Source organism: Enterobacter sp. BNK-16, from assembly GCF_048684955.1.
GTDB lineage: Bacteria > Pseudomonadota > Gammaproteobacteria > Enterobacterales > Enterobacteriaceae > Enterobacter > Enterobacter bugandensis.
Genome location: NZ_JBLQTQ010000001.1, coordinates 522,881 through 543,396, shown reverse-complemented (window position 1 = coordinate 543,396; position 20,516 = coordinate 522,881). Strand labels below are relative to the sequence as shown.

22 protein-coding genes are annotated in these 20,516 nt (G+C 56.7%); 12 read left to right on the top strand and 10 right to left on the bottom strand.

Features of this window, described 5'->3' with window-relative positions:
* The first annotated feature begins 9 nt into the window (after positions 1–9).
* The 6 genes from rpsO (at position 10) to mtr (ending at position 7,116) form a co-directional block, all read left to right on the top strand.
* A complete protein-coding gene (gene rpsO, locus ACMGGH_RS02595) occupies positions 10–279 on the top strand; it encodes a 30S ribosomal protein S15 (RefSeq protein ID WP_003861789.1) in 270 nt (89 codons plus the stop codon).
* Positions 280–521: 242 nt separating this feature from the next.
* Positions 522–2,660 (top strand): polyribonucleotide nucleotidyltransferase, encoded by a 2,139-nt coding sequence (gene pnp, locus ACMGGH_RS02590; RefSeq protein ID WP_028014547.1) that lies wholly within the window; start codon positions 522–524, stop codon positions 2,658–2,660.
* 108 nt (positions 2,661–2,768) lie between these two features.
* The gene (nlpI, locus tag ACMGGH_RS02585) at positions 2,769–3,653 is read left to right on the top strand and encodes a lipoprotein NlpI (protein WP_028014546.1); all 885 of its coding nucleotides are present in this window, start codon (positions 2,769–2,771) and stop codon (positions 3,651–3,653) included.
* A gap of 107 nt (positions 3,654–3,760) precedes the next feature.
* Positions 3,761–3,841, top strand: a complete 81-nt coding sequence (yrbN, locus tag ACMGGH_RS02580) for a protein YrbN (RefSeq protein WP_100122156.1) — start codon at positions 3,761–3,763, stop codon at positions 3,839–3,841.
* Complete coding sequence (locus tag ACMGGH_RS02575; protein ID WP_041907893.1) at positions 3,834–5,729, top strand: DEAD/DEAH family ATP-dependent RNA helicase; 1,896 nt, start codon at positions 3,834–3,836, stop codon at positions 5,727–5,729. Before yrbN ends, ACMGGH_RS02575 begins: the two co-directional genes overlap by 8 nt.
* A 142-nt stretch (positions 5,730–5,871) precedes the next feature.
* Positions 5,872–7,116 (top strand): tryptophan permease, encoded by a 1,245-nt coding sequence (gene mtr / locus ACMGGH_RS02570; RefSeq protein WP_047367119.1) that lies wholly within the window; start codon positions 5,872–5,874, stop codon positions 7,114–7,116.
* A gap of 84 nt (positions 7,117–7,200) precedes the next feature.
* On the opposite strand, the gene ACMGGH_RS02565 is transcribed toward mtr, so the two are convergent.
* The 3 genes from ACMGGH_RS02565 to ubiU form a co-directional block, all read right to left on the bottom strand.
* A complete protein-coding gene (locus ACMGGH_RS02565; protein WP_232949060.1) occupies positions 7,201–8,208 on the bottom strand; it encodes a luciferase-like monooxygenase in 1,008 nt (335 codons plus the stop codon).
* Between the two features lie 78 nt (positions 8,209–8,286).
* Positions 8,287–9,165, bottom strand: coding sequence for a U32 family peptidase (locus ACMGGH_RS02560; RefSeq protein WP_041907896.1), 879 nt, complete (start codon positions 9,163–9,165; stop codon positions 8,287–8,289).
* Positions 9,166–9,172: 7 nt separating this feature from the next.
* Positions 9,173–10,168: a ubiquinone anaerobic biosynthesis protein UbiU gene (ubiU, locus tag ACMGGH_RS02555; RefSeq protein ID WP_014885366.1), complete on the bottom strand. Its 996-nt coding sequence runs from the start codon at positions 10,166–10,168 to the stop codon at positions 9,173–9,175.
* Between the two features lie 211 nt (positions 10,169–10,379).
* Between ubiU and ubiT the strand changes: the two genes are divergently transcribed.
* The gene (gene ubiT, locus ACMGGH_RS02550) at positions 10,380–10,904 is read left to right on the top strand and encodes a ubiquinone anaerobic biosynthesis accessory factor UbiT (RefSeq protein WP_232949061.1); all 525 of its coding nucleotides are present in this window, start codon (positions 10,380–10,382) and stop codon (positions 10,902–10,904) included.
* Positions 10,898–11,401, top strand: coding sequence for a GNAT family N-acetyltransferase (locus ACMGGH_RS02545; protein ID WP_028014540.1), 504 nt, complete (start codon positions 10,898–10,900; stop codon positions 11,399–11,401). Before ubiT ends, ACMGGH_RS02545 begins: the two co-directional genes overlap by 7 nt.
* On the opposite strand, the gene ACMGGH_RS02540 is transcribed toward ACMGGH_RS02545, so the two are convergent.
* Entirely contained in the window at positions 11,388–11,717 is a 330-nt protein-coding gene (locus ACMGGH_RS02540; protein WP_045260079.1) for a GIY-YIG nuclease family protein, read from the bottom strand. The two genes, ACMGGH_RS02545 and ACMGGH_RS02540, sit on opposite strands and share 14 nt — an antisense overlap.
* A gap of 14 nt (positions 11,718–11,731) precedes the next feature.
* Between ACMGGH_RS02540 and ACMGGH_RS02535 the strand changes: the two genes are divergently transcribed.
* On the top strand, positions 11,732–12,166 hold the full coding sequence (locus tag ACMGGH_RS02535; RefSeq protein ID WP_063155276.1) for a YhbP family protein: 435 nt from the start codon (positions 11,732–11,734) through the stop codon (positions 12,164–12,166).
* On the opposite strand, the gene ACMGGH_RS02530 is transcribed toward ACMGGH_RS02535, so the two are convergent.
* Positions 12,146–12,664, bottom strand: coding sequence for a type 1 glutamine amidotransferase domain-containing protein (locus ACMGGH_RS02530; RefSeq protein WP_028014537.1), 519 nt, complete (start codon positions 12,662–12,664; stop codon positions 12,146–12,148). The two genes, ACMGGH_RS02535 and ACMGGH_RS02530, sit on opposite strands and share 21 nt — an antisense overlap.
* A gap of 128 nt (positions 12,665–12,792) precedes the next feature.
* On the opposite strand from ACMGGH_RS02530, the gene ACMGGH_RS02525 reads away from it, so the two are divergent.
* On the top strand, positions 12,793–13,437 hold the full coding sequence (locus ACMGGH_RS02525) for an NAD(P)H-binding protein (protein WP_232949062.1): 645 nt from the start codon (positions 12,793–12,795) through the stop codon (positions 13,435–13,437).
* Positions 13,438–13,477: 40 nt separating this feature from the next.
* Positions 13,478–14,515 carry a permease gene (locus tag ACMGGH_RS02520; RefSeq protein WP_232949063.1) on the top strand — a complete coding sequence of 346 codons (1,038 nt, stop codon included), beginning with the start codon at positions 13,478–13,480 and terminating at the stop codon, positions 14,513–14,515.
* A gap of 73 nt (positions 14,516–14,588) precedes the next feature.
* On the opposite strand, the gene ACMGGH_RS02515 is transcribed toward ACMGGH_RS02520, so the two are convergent.
* From ACMGGH_RS02515 to ACMGGH_RS02495, 5 genes are all read right to left on the bottom strand, one after another.
* The gene (locus tag ACMGGH_RS02515) at positions 14,589–15,746 is read right to left on the bottom strand and encodes a DDE-type integrase/transposase/recombinase (RefSeq protein WP_420299061.1); all 1,158 of its coding nucleotides are present in this window, start codon (positions 15,744–15,746) and stop codon (positions 14,589–14,591) included.
* A 115-nt stretch (positions 15,747–15,861) separates the two neighbouring features.
* Positions 15,862–16,437, bottom strand: coding sequence for a division/outer membrane stress-associated lipid-binding lipoprotein (gene dolP / locus ACMGGH_RS02510; RefSeq protein ID WP_047367060.1), 576 nt, complete (start codon positions 16,435–16,437; stop codon positions 15,862–15,864).
* A 9-nt stretch (positions 16,438–16,446) separates the two neighbouring features.
* Entirely contained in the window at positions 16,447–17,037 is a 591-nt protein-coding gene (diaA, locus tag ACMGGH_RS02505) for a DnaA initiator-associating protein DiaA (RefSeq protein WP_003861754.1), read from the bottom strand.
* A gap of 20 nt (positions 17,038–17,057) precedes the next feature.
* Entirely contained in the window at positions 17,058–17,453 is a 396-nt protein-coding gene (locus ACMGGH_RS02500; protein ID WP_028014533.1) for a YraN family protein, read from the bottom strand.
* Positions 17,411–19,558 (bottom strand): penicillin-binding protein activator, encoded by a 2,148-nt coding sequence (locus tag ACMGGH_RS02495; protein WP_232948995.1) that lies wholly within the window; start codon positions 19,556–19,558, stop codon positions 17,411–17,413. The genes ACMGGH_RS02500 and ACMGGH_RS02495 overlap by 43 nt, the downstream gene beginning before the upstream one ends.
* A 61-nt stretch (positions 19,559–19,619) precedes the next feature.
* Here ACMGGH_RS02495 and rsmI point away from each other — a divergent pair, with 61 nt between their 5' ends.
* Complete coding sequence (gene rsmI, locus ACMGGH_RS02490; protein WP_047364705.1) at positions 19,620–20,483, top strand: 16S rRNA (cytidine(1402)-2'-O)-methyltransferase; 864 nt, start codon at positions 19,620–19,622, stop codon at positions 20,481–20,483.
* Positions 20,484–20,516: the final 33 nt, after the last annotated feature.

Sequence of the window (20,516 nt, the reverse complement as noted above, 5' to 3'; positions counted from 1 at the left end):
AGTTTGAAAATGTCTCTAAGCGTTGAAGCTAAAGCTAAAATCGTTTCTGAGTTTGGTCGTGGTACTAACGACAGCGGTTCTACCGAAGTTCAGGTTGCACTGCTGACTGCACAGATTAACCACCTGCAGGGTCACTTTGCAGAGCACAAAAAAGATCACCACAGCCGTCGTGGTCTGCTGCGCATGGTTTCTCAGCGTCGTAAACTGCTCGACTACCTGAAGCGTAAAGATGTTGCACGCTACACCGCGCTGATCGAGCGTCTGGGTCTGCGTCGCTAAGTCTTGCGAGTTTCAGAAAAGGGGGCCTGATGGCCCCTTTTTTCAACCAGACGGCAGCAATTCAATGGAAACTATTGTATTGTTGCTATAAATGATCTTCATTGCAGAGGTTCGCGCGGCTAATGAGAGGCTTCACCCATGGGGGTGTCGGTTGTCATTAGTCGCGAGGATGCGAAGAAGGTCGGGTTAAATCGACAGCACGCCGGCGGTGTGCTGTCATACATTTAAGAAAGGATAGAATTTTGCTGAATCCGATCGTTCGTAAATTCCAGTATGGTCAACATACCGTCACGCTGGAAACCGGCATGATGGCACGCCAGGCGACTGCTGCCGTTATGGTAAGCATGGATGACACCGCGGTATTCGTGACCGTTGTGGGCCAGAAAAAAGCTAAACCAGGTCAGGACTTCTTCCCGCTGACCGTTAACTACCAGGAGCGTACCTACGCTGCCGGCAAAATCCCGGGTGGCTTCTTCCGTCGTGAAGGCCGTCCAAGCGAAGGCGAAACCCTGATCGCGCGTCTGATTGACCGCCCGGTTCGTCCGCTGTTCCCGGAAGGCTTCGTTAACGAAGTGCAGGTTATTGCGACCGTTGTTTCCGTTAACCCACAGGTTAACCCGGACATCGTTGCGATGATCGGTGCCTCCGCTGCCCTGTCACTGTCTGGTATTCCATTCAATGGCCCAATCGGTGCCGCGCGCGTCGGTTACATCAATGACCAGTACGTGCTGAACCCAACTCAGGAAGAGCTGAAAGAAAGTAAGCTGGACCTGGTTGTTGCCGGTACTGAAGCGGCTGTGCTGATGGTTGAATCCGAAGCTGAACTGCTGAGCGAAGACCAGATGCTGGGCGCTGTGGTGTTCGGTCATGAGCAGCAGCAGATTGTTATCCAGAACATCAACGACCTGGTGAAAGAAGCCGGTAAGCCACGTTGGGACTGGCAGCCAGAAGCAGCAAACGATGCGCTGAACGCACGCGTTGCGGCACTGGCAGAATCTCGTCTGAGCGACGCTTACCGCATCACCGACAAACAGGAGCGTTACGCTCAGGTTGACGCGATCAAATCTGAAGTAACCGCGACCCTGGTTGCCGAAGACGAAACGCTGGACGCTAACGAAATTGGCGAAATTCTGCACGCTATCGAGAAAAACGTTGTTCGTAGCCGCGTACTGGCAGGCGAGCCGCGTATCGATGGCCGTGAAAAAGACATGATTCGTGGTCTGGACGTACGCACTGGCGTACTGCCGCGTACTCACGGTTCTGCGCTGTTCACCCGTGGTGAAACGCAGGCGCTGGTTACCGCAACCCTGGGTACCGCACGTGACGCACAGATCATCGATGAACTGATGGGCGAGCGTACTGACAACTTCCTGTTCCACTACAACTTCCCTCCGTACTCTGTGGGCGAAACCGGTATGGTTGGCTCACCGAAGCGTCGTGAAATTGGTCACGGTCGTCTGGCGAAGCGCGGCGTGCTGGCAGTGATGCCGGAAGCTGACAAATTCCCGTACACCGTTCGCGTGGTTTCTGAAATCACCGAATCCAACGGTTCTTCTTCCATGGCTTCCGTATGTGGTGCCTCTCTGGCGCTGATGGATGCGGGCGTGCCGATCAAAGCCGCCGTTGCGGGTATCGCAATGGGTCTGGTGAAAGAAGGCGACAACTTCGTTGTTCTGTCTGACATTCTGGGTGACGAAGACCACCTGGGTGATATGGACTTCAAAGTAGCGGGTTCCCGCGACGGTATCTCTGCCCTGCAGATGGATATCAAAATTGAAGGTATCACCAAGGAGATCATGCAGGTTGCTCTGAACCAGGCTAAAGGTGCACGTCTGCACATCCTGGGCGTGATGGAACAGGCTATCAACGCGCCACGCGGTGACATCTCTGAATTCGCTCCGCGTATTCACACCATCAAGATCAATCCAGACAAGATCAAAGATGTTATCGGTAAGGGCGGTTCCGTTATCCGCGCGCTGACCGAAGAGACTGGCACCACCATCGAAATCGAAGATGACGGTACTGTGAAGATCGCAGCAACCGACGGCGAGAAAGCGAAATTCGCTATCCGTCGCATCGAAGAAATCACTGCTGAAATCGAAGTGGGCCGCGTCTACGCGGGTAAAGTGACCCGTATCGTTGACTTTGGTGCGTTCGTTGCCATCGGTGGCGGTAAAGAAGGTCTGGTTCACATCTCTCAGATCGCTGACAAGCGCGTTGAGAAAGTGACCGATTACCTGCAGATGGGTCAGGAAGTGCCGGTTAAGGTTCTGGAAGTTGACCGTCAGGGCCGTATCCGTCTGAGCATTAAAGAAGCAACCGAGCAGTCTCAACCTGCTGCGGCACCGGAAGCTCCGGCTGCTGAACAGCAAGGCGAGTAAGTTGCCATTTGCCCTCCGCTTTGCGGAGGGCCTGTTATCAGGCAGGACGCCTTGTTAAGCCGCCGGGGGACAGGACGTTCATCCAATAGTTGTCTTCGGGAGTGGGAAATGAAGCCTTTTTTGCGCTGGTGTTTCGTTGCGACAGCTTTAACGCTGGCAGGATGCAGCAACTCTGCCTGGCGTAAGAGCGAAGTCCTCGCAGTGCCATTGCAACCGACTTTGCAGCAGGAAGTGATCCTGGCACGCATGGAACAAATACTTGCCAGTCGGGCTTTAACCGATGACGAACGCGCACAGCTTTTATATGAGCGCGGAGTGTTGTATGATAGTCTCGGTCTGAGGGCATTAGCGCGAAATGATTTTTCACAAGCGCTGGCTATCCGACCTGATATGCCTGAAGTATTCAATTACTTAGGCATTTATTTAACGCAGGCAGGCAATTTTGATGCTGCCTATGAAGCGTTTGATTCTGTACTTGAGCTTGATCCAACTTACAACTACGCGCACTTGAATCGCGGTATCGCATTGTATTACGGCGGTCGTGATAAGTTAGCGCAAGATGATCTGCTGGCGTTTTATCAAGACGATCCTAATGATCCTTTCCGTAGCCTGTGGCTTTACATCGTTGAGCGGAAGCTCGATGAGAAGCAGGCAAAAGAAGCACTACAACAGCGCTTCGAGAAATCGGATAAGGAACAGTGGGGATGGAACATTGTCGAGTTCTACCTGGGCAACATTAGCGAAGCAACGCTGATGGAACGCCTCAAGGCGGACGCAACGGATAACACCTCGCTCGCTGAGCATCTCAGTGAAACCAACTTCTATTTAGGTAAGTACTACCTAAGTCTGGGGGATATGGACAGCGCTACGGCACTGTTCAAATTAGCGGTTGCTAACAACGTACATAACTTCGTTGAGCACCGTTATGCATTGTTGGAATTATCGCTCTTGGGCCAGGAGCAAGACGACCTGGCAGAATCGGACCAGCAATAGCTGACGACATAAACATCAGCCCGTAATCTTTTGATTGCCATCACCTTCACTGGTGAGGGCGTTGTTGTTCGTCAATACACCTACTTTGAGCCGGTTCACACTTTTCAATGAAAATTGCTAATCATTTTCACGATGAGCTAAGTAGACTGGCCGCCATTGACATTGAGGCACTCGTACTACATGGCTGAATTCGAAACCACTTTTGCAGATCTGGGCCTGAAGGCTCCTATCCTTGAAGCCCTTAACGATCTGGGTTACGAAAAACCATCTCCGATCCAGGCAGAATGTATCCCGCATCTGCTTTCTGGTCGTGACGTGCTGGGCATGGCCCAGACTGGTAGCGGTAAAACTGCAGCGTTCTCGCTGCCGCTGCTGAACAACATCGATCCGGACCTGCGTGCACCGCAGATCCTCGTCCTGGCTCCAACTCGTGAACTGGCTGTTCAGGTTGCTGAAGCAATGACGGAATTCTCTAAACATATGCGCGGCGTAAACGTGGTAGCCCTGTACGGCGGCCAGCGTTATGACGTGCAGTTACGCGCCCTGCGCCAGGGCCCACAGATTGTCGTCGGTACGCCGGGCCGTCTGCTGGATCACCTGAAGCGCGGTACTCTGGACCTCTCTAAACTGAGCGGCCTGGTACTGGATGAAGCAGATGAAATGCTGCGTATGGGCTTCATCGAAGACGTAGAAACCATCATGGCGCAGATCCCGGAAGGTCACCAGACCGCTCTGTTCTCTGCAACCATGCCAGAAGCGATCCGTCGCATTACCCGCCGCTTCATGAAAGAGCCGCAGGAAGTGCGTATTCAGTCCAGCGTGACCACTCGCCCGGACATCAGCCAGAGCTACTGGTCCGTGTACGGCATGCGCAAAAACGAAGCGCTGGTCCGTTTCCTGGAAGCGGAAGATTTTGATGCGGCGATTATCTTCGTGCGTACCAAAAATGCGACCCTGGAAGTGGCTGAAGCGCTGGAGCGTAATGGCTACAACAGCGCAGCGCTGAACGGCGACATGAACCAGGCCCTGCGTGAGCAGACGCTGGAGCGTCTGAAAGACGGTCGTCTGGATATCCTGATTGCAACCGACGTGGCAGCACGTGGTCTGGACGTTGAGCGTATCAGCCTGGTTGTCAACTACGACATCCCGATGGACTCCGAGTCTTACGTTCACCGTATCGGTCGTACCGGTCGTGCGGGTCGTGCTGGCCGTGCGCTGCTGTTCGTTGAGAACCGCGAGCGTCGTCTGCTGCGCAACATTGAACGCACCATGAAGCTGACCATTCCAGAAGCCGACCTGCCAAACGCAGATCTGCTGGGCAAACGCCGTCTGGAAAAATTCGCCGCGAAAGTACAGCAGCAGCTGGAAAGCAGCGATCTGGATCAGTACCGCGCACTGCTGTCGCAGATCCAGCCTGTCGCTGAAGGCGAAGAGCTGGACATGGAAACTCTGGCTGCAGCACTGCTGAAAATGGCTCAGGGCGAACGTAGCCTGATCGTGCCACCAGATGCACCGATGCGTCCTAAGCGTGAGTTCCGTGACCGTGACGATCGTTTCGAACGTCGTGGCGACCGTAACGACCGTGGTCCACGCGGCGATCGTCCAGAGCGTGGTGGTGAAGACCGTCCACGTCGTGAACGTCGTGACGCTGGCGACATGGAACTGTACCGCATTGAAGTGGGCCGTGATGATGGTGTTGAAGTTCGTCACATCGTTGGCGCGATTGCTAACGAAGGCGACATCAGCAGCCGTTACATTGGTAACATCAAGCTGTTTGCATCCCACTCTACCATCGAACTGCCAAAAGGCATGCCGGGCGAAGTACTGCAGCACTTTACTCGCACCCGCATCCTGAACAAGCCGATGAACATGCAGCTGCTGGGCGATGCACAGCCACGTCCTGACCGCGGTGGCGAACGTCGTGGCGGTGGTCGCGGTTTCGGCGGCGAGCGTCGTGAAGGCGGTCGCAGTGAAGGTCGCGGTGGTGAAGGTCGTCGTTTCTCCGGCGAGCGCCGCGAAAGCCGTGGCCCACGTCGTGAAGAAGGCACCAGCCGTCGTCGTTTCGGTGACGCGTAAGCCTTTAGCTTCTGACGTAAAGTAAAATATACAGCCCCGATACACGCTATCGGGGCTTTTTTTATTCCCTTTGTACTCCTGTACTGGTACAGTGCATCACACTAAAATGCAGAACCGCATGATTAACTGGAGAAAAGGCTGTATGGCGACACTAACCACCACCCAAACGTCACCTTCGCTGCTTGGCGGCGTGGTGATCATCGGCGGAACCATTATAGGTGCCGGGATGTTTTCCCTGCCCGTGGTCATGTCCGGTGCGTGGTTCTTCTGGTCGCTGGCCGCGCTGGTGTTCACCTGGTTCTGCATGCTGCATTCCGGCCTGATGATCCTTGAAGCGAACCTGAACTACCGAATTGGCTCCAGCTTCGACACCATCACCAAAGATCTGCTGGGCAAAGGCTGGAACCTGGTGAACGGCCTTTCCATCGCATTTGTGCTCTACATCCTGACCTACGCGTACATCTCAGCAAGCGGCTCGATTCTGCATCACACCTTTTCGGAGATGTCGCTGAACGTTCCGGCGCGTCTGGCCGGGCTTTGCTTTGCGCTGGGCGTGGCGTTTATCGTCTGGATGAGCACCAAAGCGGTGAGCCGCATGACGGCGATTGTGCTGGGCGCGAAGGTCATCACCTTCTTCCTGACCTTCGGCAGCCTGCTGGGGCACGTTACGCCCGCCACGCTGTTTAACGTTGCGGAAGTTAATACCTCCTACACGCCGTATCTGCTAATGACTCTGCCGTTCTGTCTGGCGTCGTTCGGCTACCACGGCAACGTGCCGAGCCTGATGAAGTACTACGGCAAGGATCCGCGCACCATCGTGAAGTGCCTGGTCTACGGCACGCTGCTGGCGCTTGGGCTGTATGTGATTTGGCTGCTGGGGACAATGGGCAACATCCCGCGCCCGGAGTTTATCGGTATTGCGCAGAAGGGCGGTAACATTGACGTGCTGGTGCAGGCGCTGAGCGGCGTACTGAACAGCCGCAGTCTGGATCTGCTGCTGGTGATTTTCTCTAACTTTGCGGTGGCGAGTTCTTTCCTCGGCGTAACGCTGGGCCTGTTTGACTACCTGGCGGATCTGTTTGGCTTTGACGATTCTGCGATGGGGCGTTTCAAGACGGCGCTGCTGACCTTCCTGCCGCCGATTGTCGGCGGTCTGCTGTGGCCGAACGGTTTCCTGTACGCCATCGGCTATGCAGGGCTGGCGGCCACCATCTGGGCGGCGATTGTGCCGGCGCTGCTGGCACGTAAATCACGTAAACGCTTCGGCAGCCCGAAATTCCGCGTCTGGGGCGGTAAACCGATGATTGCGCTGATCCTGGTATTTGGGGTGGGTAACGCGCTGGTTCACGTGCTGTCGAGCTTTAACCTGTTGCCTGTGTACCAGTAAACACATTGCCCGGTGGCGCTACGCTCACCGGGCCTACAGGGACCGCGTAGGCCGGATAAGGCGAAGCCGCCATCCGGCAAAAAACTACCCCACCAATTCTTCTTTCACCTGCATCGCCAGGTCAAACGAATGCAAACGCACCTGGTGATCGAAAATCTGGCCGTTGACCATAATTTCATCCGCCTGCGTTTCACGCAGCACTGCTTCCAGCCCGTGACGCACTTTTGCCTTATCACCCACCAGCGACATGCTCAACGCCTGCTGCACGCCATACTGCTCGGAGGCCGACCACAGCTGATGCATATTTTCCACCGGAGGCGGCAACTGGCCCGTCTCGCCGCGGCGCAGCTTCACAAACGCCTGCTGCATAGAGGTAAACAGAAATTCCGCGTCGCGATTGCTGTCAGCGGCAATGATGTTAATACACACCATCGCGTACGGCTTCTCCAGACGCTCGGACGGTTTGAAGTTCGTACGGTAGAGGTGCAGCGCCTGATGCAGCATATCCGGCGCGAAGTGGGAGGCGAACGCGAACGGCAGCCCCAGCTGCGCGGCGAGCTGCGCGCTATACAGGCTCGAGCCTAACAGCCATACCGGGATCTTCTCGCCATAGCCCGGCACCGGGCGCACGTGCGGGTTCGGATCGCGCGCGTCGAACCAGTCCACCAGTTCCGCCACGTCGCGCGGGAAGTTATCGATATCGCCGCTCATATGGCGGCGCAGGGCGCGCATGGTCGGCTGGTCGCTGCCCGGCGCGCGGCCAAGCCCCAGGTCAATACGGCCCGGATAGAGGGTGTTCAGCGTCCCGAACTGCTCGGCTATCACCAGCGGGGCGTGGTTCGGCAGCATCACGCCACCGGAGCCAAGGTGTAAAGTGGTGGTATTCGCTGCCAGGTAGCCAATCAGCACCGATGTAGCGGCGCTGGCAATGCCGACCATGTTGTGATGTTCTGCCAGCCAGTAGCGGTGATAGCCACGCTTTTCGGCCAGCTGAGCCAGATCGAGAGAGTGCGTGAAGGCTTCTCTTGCCGAGGAGCCTTGTGGGATCGGTGCCAGATCCAGCACCGAAAACGGAATGGTTTTGTCAGTCATAACAGCTCACTTTGTCGACGGTCAATCTTTAATACTGCATTAAAAAATGATAACCGTTGTTAACAAAGTGAGCCTTTTTTAGGCCTGAAGTTCCAGCCCGGCCAGACGTTTCCAGTAACCGTTGCAGTCGCTGTTTGCCGCCAGCGGCAGCGGCGACGCGCCGTTTTCGTTAGCGCGGAAGGCGTCCAGCATCGCGAAAACGCTGGTATCCAGCGGCGACAGGCGCACCATGTCCACCAGCCCGTCCATCGACGCCAGTTCGTTGCCGAGGTTATAGACGTAACCGCTCATGGTCTGAATGCCGTTCAGGACAAACACCTGCTGGTTCTCCTGCGACAGCATGCTGCGCCCGTTCGGGTACTTGATGCAGCAGGTTTCACATTCATCTTTCGGGCGGTCTTCCGATCGCGCGGTGAAGCAGCGGGCAGAGTAGGCCAGCGGCAGATGACCGTAGCTCAGCACTTCCACTTCGAACTGATGGCGAATGCCCAGCTCGTCGCACTGATTCAGCAGGTTTGCCAGCCAGTCACGGGAAAGCTCCACCGGCATGCACCAGCGGGTCATTCCCTGTTTGAGCAGCAGGCGCAGGGTGACGGCGTTATAGCAGTTCAGCGCATGGCCTGCGACAAACGGCAGCCTGCGTTCGGCGCACATGTTCACTACCCCCAGGTCGCTCGCTTCCAGCAGAAACTCACCGTTTTCGACGTAGCGCTTCAGCTCGCCCAGTTCGGACGAAGCCTGCACCAGCGCGAGCGTTGACAGCACCACCTGTTTGCCGCTCCCGGCCAGGCTTTTCGCCATCTCCAGCCAGTCGCCCACTTTGGTTGCGCGGCGTTTGCTGCATACTGCTTCACCGAGGTAAATCACATCGGCGCTGCTGGTGGCGGCCTGTTGGTAAAAATCTTCCAGCGTCTCTTTTGGCCAGTAGTAGAGCACCGGCCCTAATGAATATTTCATGGTTATCTCACTGCCATTTACGGTGATACGCGCCCAGCGTGGTTTGCGTGCCTTCGGACATCGATCCGAGCGTCTCCATCCACGCCGCCTGTGGGGCGTAGTTCTGCGGGTCCGCCATGCAGCGGTCGATGGCCTGACGCCACACTTTCGCCACCTGGCTCACATAGGCCGGACTGCGCTGGCGACCTTCAATTTTCACCGAGGCAATATTGGCGGCCAGCAGCTCCGGCAGCAGCTCCAGCGTGTTAAGGCTGGTGGGCTCTTCCAGCGCGTGGTAGCGCTCACCGTCGACCAGGTAGCGGCCTTTGCACAGCGTCGGATAACCCGCGTTTTCACCGTCCTGATAGCGGTCGATCAGAACTTCATTCAGACGCGACTCCAGCCCCTGCGGGGTCTGCTGCCAGCGGACGAAGCGGGCAGGGGAGCAGGCCCCGACGGTATTCGGCGATTCACCGGTTAAGTAAGAAGAAAGATAGCAACGGCCTTCGGCCATGATGCACAGACTACCAAAGGCAAAAACCTCCAGCGGCACTGGCGTGACGCGCGCGAGTTGCTTAACCTGATGAATAGAGAGCACGCGCGGCAGCACCACGCGAGCGACGTCAAAGTGTTGATGGTAAAAACGCACCGCCTCTTCGTTGGTGGCAGATGCCTGAACAGAGACGTGGCGCTCAATATGCGGATAGCGTTCTGCCGCATACTCAAGCATGGCGAGGTCGGCCAGGATTAACGCATCGGCGCCCAGCTGTGCTGCCATGTCCACCGCGCGCTGCCAGCGGGCGTAACCGTCAGGATGGGCAAACGTGTTGATGGCAATATGCAGCTTGCGGCGGTGCTGATGAACGAAGTTAACGGCTTCCTGAAGCTTTTTCTCCGTAAAGTTAAGGCCAGCAAAATGGCGGGCGTTGGTGTCATCTTTCAGCCCGATATAGACCGCATCGGCCCCATTCTCGATGGCCGCCTTAAGCGCCGGAAGGTTTCCGGCAGGGCAGAGCAGCTCCATAAATTATCCTGATGTAGTCGATAGCAAAATTGTTAACGAGCTGGGATTTTAATTAACCCATACGCGACAATTTTTGATTTAAGGCAGCTAATGGCGTATTGATGGCACCAATAATGGGGTACGTCCGACGATGGTTTGTTGATTTACGCCGCTATGTTCTGGAACGGATGTGGCAAAATAGCGGGACTATAGCTATCAGGGAGTAAAGCTCGTGCTGGATAAACTGCGTTCACGTCTCGTACAATTCGGTCCATCAATGCTGAGCGTGCCGGTCAGGCTGGCGCCGTTCGCGCTTAAACGCCAGGTGCTGGAGCAGGTCCTGAGCTGGCAGTTCCGTCAGGCGCTGCAGGATGGCGAGCTGGAGTTTCTGGAAGAGCGCTGGTTAAGCATTGAGGTGCGTGACATCGGGCTGCGCTGGTTTACCTCCGTAGAGAACGACCAGCTGATCGTTCGTGAGTCTGCCGAGGCGGACGTGAGCTTTAGCGCCAACGCCAGCGACCTGCTGATGATTGCCGCGCGTAAGCAGGACCCGGACACACTCTTCTTCCAGCGCCGTCTGGTGATTGAGGGCGACACGGAGCTTGGCCTGTACGTTAAGAATTTAATGGATGCCATTGAGCTGGAGCAGATGCCGAAAGCGCTGCGCGTGATGTTGATGCAAATGGCAGATTTCGTTGAGGCGGGGTTGAAATCCCCGCCGGACAGTAAACACACTTCAGTAGGTGAGCCATGCTGATTCGAGTCGAAATAGGGATTGATGCACCGGGTATCGATGCGTTATTACGCCGCGCTTTTGAGAGCGATGCGGAAGCCCAACTGGTCCACGATCTCCGTGAAGACGGCCTGATCACGCTGGGGCTGGTTGCCACCGATGACGAAGGTCAGGTTGTCGGCTATGTTGCCTTCAGCCCGGTGATCGTTCAGGGTGAAGATCTTCAGTGGGTGGGCATGGCACCGCTGGCGGTAGATGAAAACTACCGCGGGCAGGGCCTGGCGCGCCAGCTGGTCTATGAAGGGCTGGACTCGCTGAATGAGTTTGGTTATGCCGCCGTGGTCACGCTGGGCGATCCGGCGTTCTATGGCCGTTTAGGCTTCGAGCAGGCCGCGCATTACGATCTTCGCTGCCGTTGGCCGGGTACCGAATCCGCCTTCCAGGTGCATCGCCTGGCGGATGATGCCCTGAACGGCGTAAATGGTCTGGTGGACTACCACGACCATTTTAATCGCTTTTAATCAGGCTCTCGCGTAGCGCCTCAAAGGAGCCGTCTCCGGTCACGAGGCGCTCCTTCTGGCGCTTCGTTAGCTGCTTAATACGGTACTCCAGCCTGAGTGCCAGCGATCTGTCCCCCACGGCGGCAGAAAAAGCCAGCTGCAGTTCGCCTTTCCCCCGCAGCGCTTTTGCCCCTTTCCCCGTTTGATGTTGTAAAAAACGCCGCGCCACATCGGTGGTGATCCCGGTGTAGAGTGCGTTATCAGCGGTTCGGACAAGATAGAGAAACCAGCACACGGTAAACAGATTCAGTATGTTAAGGTGAACGCACCATAGCATGAGAGAGAACGAAAATGGAAACACTGGCCGCCATTAACCGCTGGCTGGCAAAGCAGCACGTCGTGACCTGGTGCGTATATAGCGAGGGCGAAATGTGGTGCGCCAACGCCTTTTACTACTACGATCCTGAACGCGTCGCTTTTTACGTCATGAGTGAGGACAAAACGCGGCATGCCCAGATGACCGGCCAGCAGGCAAAAGTGGCGGGCACGGTCAACGGCCAGCCCAAAACCGTCGCGCTGATCCGCGGCGTGCAGTTCAAAGGCGAAATTCGTCGTCTGGAAGGTGAAGAAAGCGACGCACAGCGTAAACGCTACACGCGCCGCTTCCCGGTTGCTGCTGCGCTAAAAGCCCCGGTGTGGGAAATCCGCCTCGATGAGCTGAAATTTACCGACAACACCCTGGGCTTTGGCAAAAAGCTTCACTGGCTACGCGCCGAGCAGGCGTAGCGCTTCGCGGTTAAACGCCGGGAGATCGTCCGGGGTCCGGCTGGTGATCAGCTGGTCGTTATCGTTGACCACCTCCTGATCGTAAAACTCGGCCCCTGCGTTTTTCAGATCGATAACGATCGGTTTCACCGCCGTAAGCTTACGCCCGCGGACCACTTCAGCGCTGATCAGCAGCTGCGGGCCGTGGCAGATGGCAAAGACCGGCTTGCCGGTGCCGACAAAGTCACGGGTAAAGGTGACGAAACGCTCGTCCCCGCGCAGGGAATCCGGTGAATGGCCGCCCGGTAACAGCAGGGCGTCGAAATCTGACGGGCTGACGTTATCGATGGACTCGTCGATGGTCACGCTGGCTTCGCCCTTGTGGCCCTTCACGGTTTTACCCGCTTCTTTCTCAATGGTGATGACCTCGTGGCCTGCCTTGCGGAATGCCTCAGCTGGCGACGTAAATTCTGAATCTTCAAACTCGTCGGTAATCAAGACTGCGATTTTTTTACCCATGCTTCCTCCGTTGTTTTCGCTTCAGACTGTTTTTTTCCCGTTTGTGGTAAATACTTACCGGTAACAGACTTTTAAGTGTGGTAGAGCAGGTCCAGATCGCAAACGGACAATTCTGTAAAGGGGATAAGATGAGTCAGGTACTGATTACCGGCGCAACCGGGCTGGTGGGGGGACATCTGCTGCGGCTGCTGATCCAGGACCGGCATATCAACTATATTGCCGCCCCGACGCGCCGCCCGCTGTTGGATATCACCGGCGTCTATAACCCGCACGATCCCCAGCTCACCGACGCGCTGGCGCAGGTGCAGGATCCTATAGATATCGCCTTTTGCTGCCTGGGCACGACGCGGCGTGAGGCGGGCAGTAAAGAAGCGTTCATCCATGCGGACTACACGCTGGTGGTGGATACCGCCCTGACGGCGAAAAAGCTGGGGGCAAAACATTTCCTGGTGGTGAGCTCGCACGGCGCCAGCACCGGCTCACCGTTTTTTTACAATCAGGTGAAGGGCAAAATGGAAGAGGCGCTGATTGCGCAGAAGTGGGAGCACCTGACAATCGTGCGGCCTTCCATGCTAATGGGCCACCGCGACGAACGGCGTTTTAACGAATCCTTCTTCGCCCCGCTGTTTCGTATCCTGCCGGGTAACTGGAAGTCCATCGAGGCGCGGGACGTCGCGCAGGCGATGCTGAAAGAGGCGCTGGCACCGTCGCAGGAGGGCGTCAATATCATCCCTTCGGCAAAACTGCGTGAAATCGCGCAGGGCGAGGCGTAAACTTCTCCGGCTTATTAAATAACACTCTCCGGGGAATGGTATGACTGGTCAGTCTTCATCTCAGGCGGCAACACCTGTCCAATGGTGGAAGCCCGCACTCTTCTTTCTCGTGGTCATCATTGGCCTCTGGTATGTGAAATGGCAGCCGTACTACGGCAAAGCCTTCACCGCCGCCGAAACGCACAGCATCGGTAAATCTATACTCGCTCAGGCTGATGCCAGCCCGCTGAAGGCGGCATGGGATTACGCCATGGTCTACTTCCTGGCGGTGTGGAAAGCTGCCGTCTTAGGGGTAATCCTGGGATCGCTGATTCAGGTACTTATTCCGCGAAACTGGCTGGTGAAAACACTCGGGCAGCCGCGCTTTCAGGGCACGCTGCTGGGGACGATTTTCTCTCTGCCGGGCATGATGTGCTCCTGCTGTGCCGCACCGGTAGCGGCGGGTATGCGCCGCCAGCGCGTATCCATGGGCGGTGCGCTGGCATTCTGGATGGGGAACCCGCTGCTCAACCCGGCGACGCTGGTGTTTATGGGCTTTGTGCTCGGCTGGCATTTTGCCGCTATCCGTCTGGTTGCCGGGCTGCTGACGGTGCTGGTGGTGGCGACGCTGGTACAAAAACTGGTGAAGGATACTGCCGTCGAACCCGCAGCCGTTGAACTGGACGTCAGCGAACCGCAGGGCGGTTTCTTTACTCGCTGGGGTAAGGCGTTGTGGCAGCTTTTCTGGAGCACCATTCCGGTCTATATCCTGGCGGTACTGATTCTGGGCGCGGCGCGCGTCTGGCTCTTCCCGCATGCGGATGGGGCAATCGACAACACGCTGATGTGGGTGATTGCGATGGCCGTTGCAGGCTGCCTGTTTGTGATCCCCACGGCGGCAGAAATTCCGATTGTCCAGACCATGATGCTGGCCGGTATGGGTACCGCACCGGCGCTGGCGCTGCTTATCACCTTGCCGGCAATCAGCCTGCCGTCGCTCATCATGCTGCGTAAGTCTTTCCCGGCGAAAGCGCTGTGGCTGACGGCGGGACTGGTGGCGTTGAGCGGAGTGATGGTGGGGAGTATTGCGTTGATGTAAAAAAAGCCCGGTGGCGCTCGTGTATGACCGGATACATAGGTGACAGATCAGACCGGGAACATAGGTAACACTTTTAGTCTATCCGGAGCACACACTGGGTTTTTCGGTCATAGTACGCAAGCGTTATTCCGTTAAAGATGATGGCCTCAAGGCCATCATCTTGTTCTTCCAGCATGATGTACTCATCAGTCAGCGCTTCACTCAGGAACACCGTCCCCTTTTTCCCCATATAGAGTGTCCCCCTCGATTTCACTCTGTAGACCGTTCCTCCTGACGGATAGGCATAGTCAGGAACACGGCCATCCCACTGTCGCTTCGAGGGTTGCCACACCGTTCCGGGCGTTGCACCCGCCAGGGCTTCATGCGGTCTTTCATAGTTAAATTCTTTCCGGTAGTCACTGAACCACCGCTGTTGTTCTTCCATCGTCATGAAGGTGTTCCCCTGCGCCAGCGCACTTTTCAGGGAACGGTGCATGCGTTCGTGCCGCCCGTTCTCTTCGGGATGGCCCCGGCGGATTCGTTCCGGTCTGACGCCCAGCTTTATCAGCCAGACTGCAAGACGACTTAACCCGGCGATACCCGTCCCTGCGAAGGGCTGACCATTATCGGTTCTCAGAACGTCCGGCAGACCGTACTCCAGGAACGCCTCCGTCAGACAGTGCCTGACGAAGGGCTCGCTCTCACGGTCCGTTCCACGGCAGCTCAGCAGATACCGGCTGTGGTTGTCGGTCAGGGTGAAGGGATGACAGTACTCCCTGCTCAGCAGCCTGAACTTGCCTTTAAAATCAGCGCTCCAGACCTGATTGTTCTCACTGATGCTGGTCAGGGGCCGGCGATTCCCCGGCGTTCTGCGCTTTCTCTTTCTGTCAGGTACCAGGCCTTCACGCTTGAGGATATCGCCGACAGTGCTGGCAGCAGGAACGGTAAAATCGACGTGATGATTGAGGAGCCACATCCGCAGTTTTTTCGGGCCCCAGTCAGGGTGTTTCTGACGCAGGGCAGTCAGGTGTCCGACGACCTCATCAGGAACCGTCCGGGAGTGGGAGCGTGGTGCGCGCGACCGGTCAGAGAGAGAGGACAGGTCAGAAGGGTCAAAACGCTGAAGCCATTTGTAGCCGGTTTTGCGGCTGATGCCAAAAAGACGGCAAAGAGCGGAGAAGGAGTCCGTACCTGCATGGCAGGCACGGATAAAATCAAGGCGTTGCATAGGTCGGGTCTCAGTCCAGGGCATAGCGAGTCTCCTCTTCTATGCCAGTTATAACTGTTACCCATGTATCCGGTCTAAAGTGTTACCCATGTTTCCGGTTCATACCCTCGCGCCTACCGGGCCTTTAGTCAGACGTGGATTACTTAATGTAGGTAAACGCGGTGGTGACGTGCTTCACGCCGCTCACCCGGCTGGCGATATCCGCCGCCGCTTTCCCTTCACGATCGGTCACCAGACCCAGCAGGAACACTTCACCGTTTTCGGTCGTTACTTTTACGTTTGAGGATTTCACCTGGTCTGAACCCAGCAGCTGGGAGCGGACTTTGGTGGTGATCCAGGTGTCAGACGACGCGGTGCCCAGGCTGATTGGCTGACCCTGGCGGATTTCATTGAAGACTTCCGTGGTGCCCTCAACGCCCATTGCGATCTGCTTCGCGCGGCTGGAGAGGTCGGTATTCGGTGCCTGACCCGTCAGCAGGACTTTGCCCTGATAGGCCGTCACGTTGATACGCGCTTCTTTCTTGATTTGTTCGTCTTTCGACAGCGCACTGTTGACCCGTAGCTCCAGCGTACCGTCATCCACCTGCGTTCCCACTGAGCGCGGATCGGTCGCCGCTTTGGTGCCTACTGCGGCAGTACCCACAACGGCCGCAGCAATACATCCCTGAAGCAGTAATGCAGACATAAGGACTGCGAGGGTCGATAAAGCCTTCATAAAAACTCCTTAATCATCCTGGTGAGGGAAAAGCGTGTTATCGATCAAATCGCATAAGCAGTTCACCGTGAGCATATGCATCTCCTGGATACGTGCGCTACGGTGAGACGGAATGCGGATTTCCACATCCTGCGGCCCGAGCAGACCCGCCAGCTCACCGCCGTCATAGCCGGTTAAGGCGACGATGGTCATGTCGCGGGTAACGGCGGCTTCAACGGCTTTGACGATGTCCCGGCTGTTGCCGCGCGTGGAGATCGCCAGCAGCACATCGCCGGCATGCCCCAGGGCGCGCACCTGCTTTGCGTAAATTTCGTCATGCAGACGATCGTTAGCAATCGCTGTTAAGACCACATTATCGGTATTAAGTGCAATGGCAGGTAAACTCGGGCGTTCGGTTTCAAAACGGTTAATCATGCTGGCAGCAAAATGCTGTGCGTTGGCGGCTGAGGTTCCGTTGCCACAACAGAGGATTTTGTTGCCGTTAAGCAGGGATTGCACCAGCGTCATTGCAGCGCGAGAGATCGCGTCCGGAAGGGCTTCCGCCGCGGCAATCTGAGTCTGGATGCTTTCTGTGAAGCACACTTTAATTCTTTCGAGCACGTTATCCCTTTAAATCTTAATTATGCGTCTTCGCCAAAAGCGTTTTTAAGCCATTCGATCTCATTTCCGGTGAAGGCTATCACATCGAAACGGCAATCCACAGTATCAAAGCTCCCATTATGGCGGGCAAGCCACAAGTGGGCAGTCTGTAATAATTTATGTTGTTTGGCGAGCGTCACGCTGGCGGCAGCACCGCCAAAACGGGAAGACTGTCGAAAGCGGACTTCTACAAACACAATCACCTGACCGTCTTTCATGATCAGATCAATTTCGCCGCCGCGCCCGCGGACGTTGGCGGCGATAAAGCGCAGTCCTTTGCCTTCGAGCCAGCGACGCGCTTTTAACTCCCACGCATCGCCGGTCTCTTTACGGCTTAACTGGCCGGGACGATTTGCCCCTGCTGGTATTTGAGCCATGATAACTTCCTGTTAATCACACAGTCCTGAGTGGCGGTCAGATCGCCGGTGTTGCCGTTAAGCTCAAAGCCCGGCACCTGACGCATCTGGGTAAAGTGGTTTGCCAGCGCCCACGCATCAACACCCATCGCATACAGACGCGCCAGAGAGTAGTCGTTACGTACGGAGCTTAGCGCCTGCTGCATCAGCGCCGGGTTGCTGCCCGCCAGCATCGGGATTTCGCTGTACTGCAGGCCGTCCATTTCCAGACGGAAATCCGGGCCTGCGGTGCCCTGTGCGCTGCGGGAGCTGGCGTAGAGCGTTGCGCCGCTCTGGCTGCCGTTACGCATCGCGATCATCGGCTTGATAAAGGCGATCTCCTGCGGCGTGGCAACGATATAGGCCGCATCCACTTTACCACCACCGCTTATCTGCGCGTCGGTTGGCGGGGCAGGGATGGTCAGGCCGCCAATGGTCACGCTCTGCTGCTGCGGCAGGCTGGCGGAAACCGGACTGCCGTTAAGCGCGATACCCGCTCCACCGTTAACGCCCGCACGCAGTTCAGAGACGGAACCAAATTTCTGCTGCAGCACGATGCCGCCGCCCAGCTTCTGCCACTCGTCGGCAAAAGCATTAGCCACGCGATCGCCCAGCGTACTACGTGGGATCAGCAGCAGCGGGGCCTGTTTACCCTGCTCGTGGATATGACGTGCCGCATCGCGGGCTTCATCTTCCGGAGAGAGTGCGAAGTAGCAAATATTGGCCCGGTTCTGAACCTGTTCCGGCTGGTTGAGCGCCAGTACGTTCAGCGTGGTATTGCTCTTCATCAGCTCTTCCACGTTGTTTTTCAGCAGCGGGCCGACAACGATGCTTGCCCCGTCCTGCTGAACCTGCGCCAGCACCTGGTCAAGCGGCTTCGAACTGGTGTCGTAGATTTTCAGCTCAGCGCCAGGATTCGCGCTGGCGGTCGCCACGGCCTGCGGCTGAGCGGCAGGTTGTGATGCTGGTTGTGCCGGCTGCTGTTGAGGCTGTTCTGTCGTTGCCTCTGGTGCAGGCGTCGCTTGTGCCTCAGCCGGAGCCTGTGCTGCCGGTGCGGCAGTCGCTGGTGGGGTAGTCGGTGCGGTAACCGGGTTTTGCATTGTACCCTGCGGCGGGGTTTGTGCGGTGGTCAGGTCACTGGTCTCGGCGGCTGAGGGGCTGACAACGTCGTTCACGTTGGCCGCCTGCGCTGCCTGCACCGGAACCGCACTGCCCGTTACCGGCGTGGTGCCGTTTTTCGCTGCTTCAAAGCCCTGTTGAATCGTACGGCCAAACACTGCCGCCTGGCCATTCAGCGGCAGAAGCAGCGCAATTTTGCTTGTCGACGCAGGTTTAAAGTTCTGCACATTCACCAGTTGGGTTGGCAGCATTTTTGCGCCCGGGTTCTGCGGGTAACGGGTCTGCCAGTCGGTAATACCGGCTTTCAGCATTTTTGGATCGCTGCGGTTGTTAAACCACATCTGCTGCAGATCAAGCCAGCCCTGAAGCACGTTTTCGTCCGCGTTAATGACCAGCGCCTTTGCCTGATCCTGGGTCATCGAGGCAAGCGCCTGCCAGGTGGCATCAATGTTTTTCTGCTTGTCGGCACCGGCGAGCAGCGGCTCCTGGGCAATCAAGGCACGCAGGAGCGTCAGGGAAGGGCGCCCCTGCTCAGCGGTAATGCCCGCCTGCCAGAAGCGCGCCTGCTGGTTTTTATCCAGCGCGCTCAGGTCGATGCTCCCCATGATCTTTTTCGCGCCATCATAATCTTTCTGCGCGACCTTCAGCTCGGCAGAGAGCAGGCTCTGCTCAAGTTGCTGAGTATCGTTAAGCTCTTTCGGCAGTTGGCCGAACAGCTCGGCAGCCTGCTGGGTTTTGCCCTCTTTCAGCAGTGCACGAATGGCGAGTAATTGCCAGTTGATCCTGGTATCATTTGTACTCTGCGACATTTGTTGCAGATAAAAGCCAGAATCAGCCTGAGCGGAGCCCTGAAGATGGGCGGTGCTCTGGTCAGGTGCCTGGGTGCCACAGCCTGCAAAAATCAGGGCTGCGAGCAGCAGCGGCACGCTGCGCGTGGCTTTTTTTCGAAGAAACGTTAACGGTACCATACTGTATCCAGTGATTTTTTTACGCAATGCTCAATATTAAATCGGCAATACGGACGAAACAATGAAACAACACGAAACGGCAGATAATTCTCAAGGCCAGCTTTATATTGTACCTACTCCTATCGGGAATTTGTCTGATATTACCCAACGTGCGCTGAACGTATTGCAAGCTGTTGATTTAATTGCCGCTGAAGACACCCGCCACACCGGTTTACTGCTGCAACATTTCGCGATTAACGCCCGTTTGTTTGCCCTGCACGATCACAATGAGCAACAAAAAGCCGAAACGCTGGTGGCGAAGCTCAAAGAGGGGCAGAACATAGCCCTGGTCTCCGATGCCGGTACGCCGCTGATTAACGATCCTGGCTACCATCTGGTGCGCACCTGTCGCGAAGCCGGGATTCGCGTTGTGCCACTGCCGGGGCCTTGCGCCGCTATTGCTGCATTGAGCGCCGCAGGTTTGCCGTCTGACCGCTTCTGCTATGAAGGCTTCCTCCCTGCCAAATCTAAAGGCCGCCGCGACGTCTTAAAAGAGCTGGAAGCGGAACCGCGCACCCTGATTTTCTACGAATCCACGCACCGCCTGCTGGAAAGCCTGGAAGATATGGTCACCGTCTGGGGCGAATCCCGCTACGTGGTGCTGGCGCGTGAGCTGACCAAAACCTGGGAAACCATTCACGGCGCGCCAGTCGGTGAACTGCTGGCGTGGGTGAAGGAAGACGAAAACCGCCGCAAAGGCGAAATGGTGCTGATTGTCGAAGGGCATAGGGCGGAAGAGGATGCCCTGCCTGCTGATGCGCTGCGCACGCTGGCCTTGCTGCAGGCCGAACTGCCGCTGAAGAAAGCGGCGGCATTAGCAGCAGAGATTCACGGCGTGAAGAAAAATGCGCTGTATAAGTATGCGCTGGAGCAGCAGGGGGAGTAATTTCTGATACTGTTTTGCCGGGTGGCGGCTGCG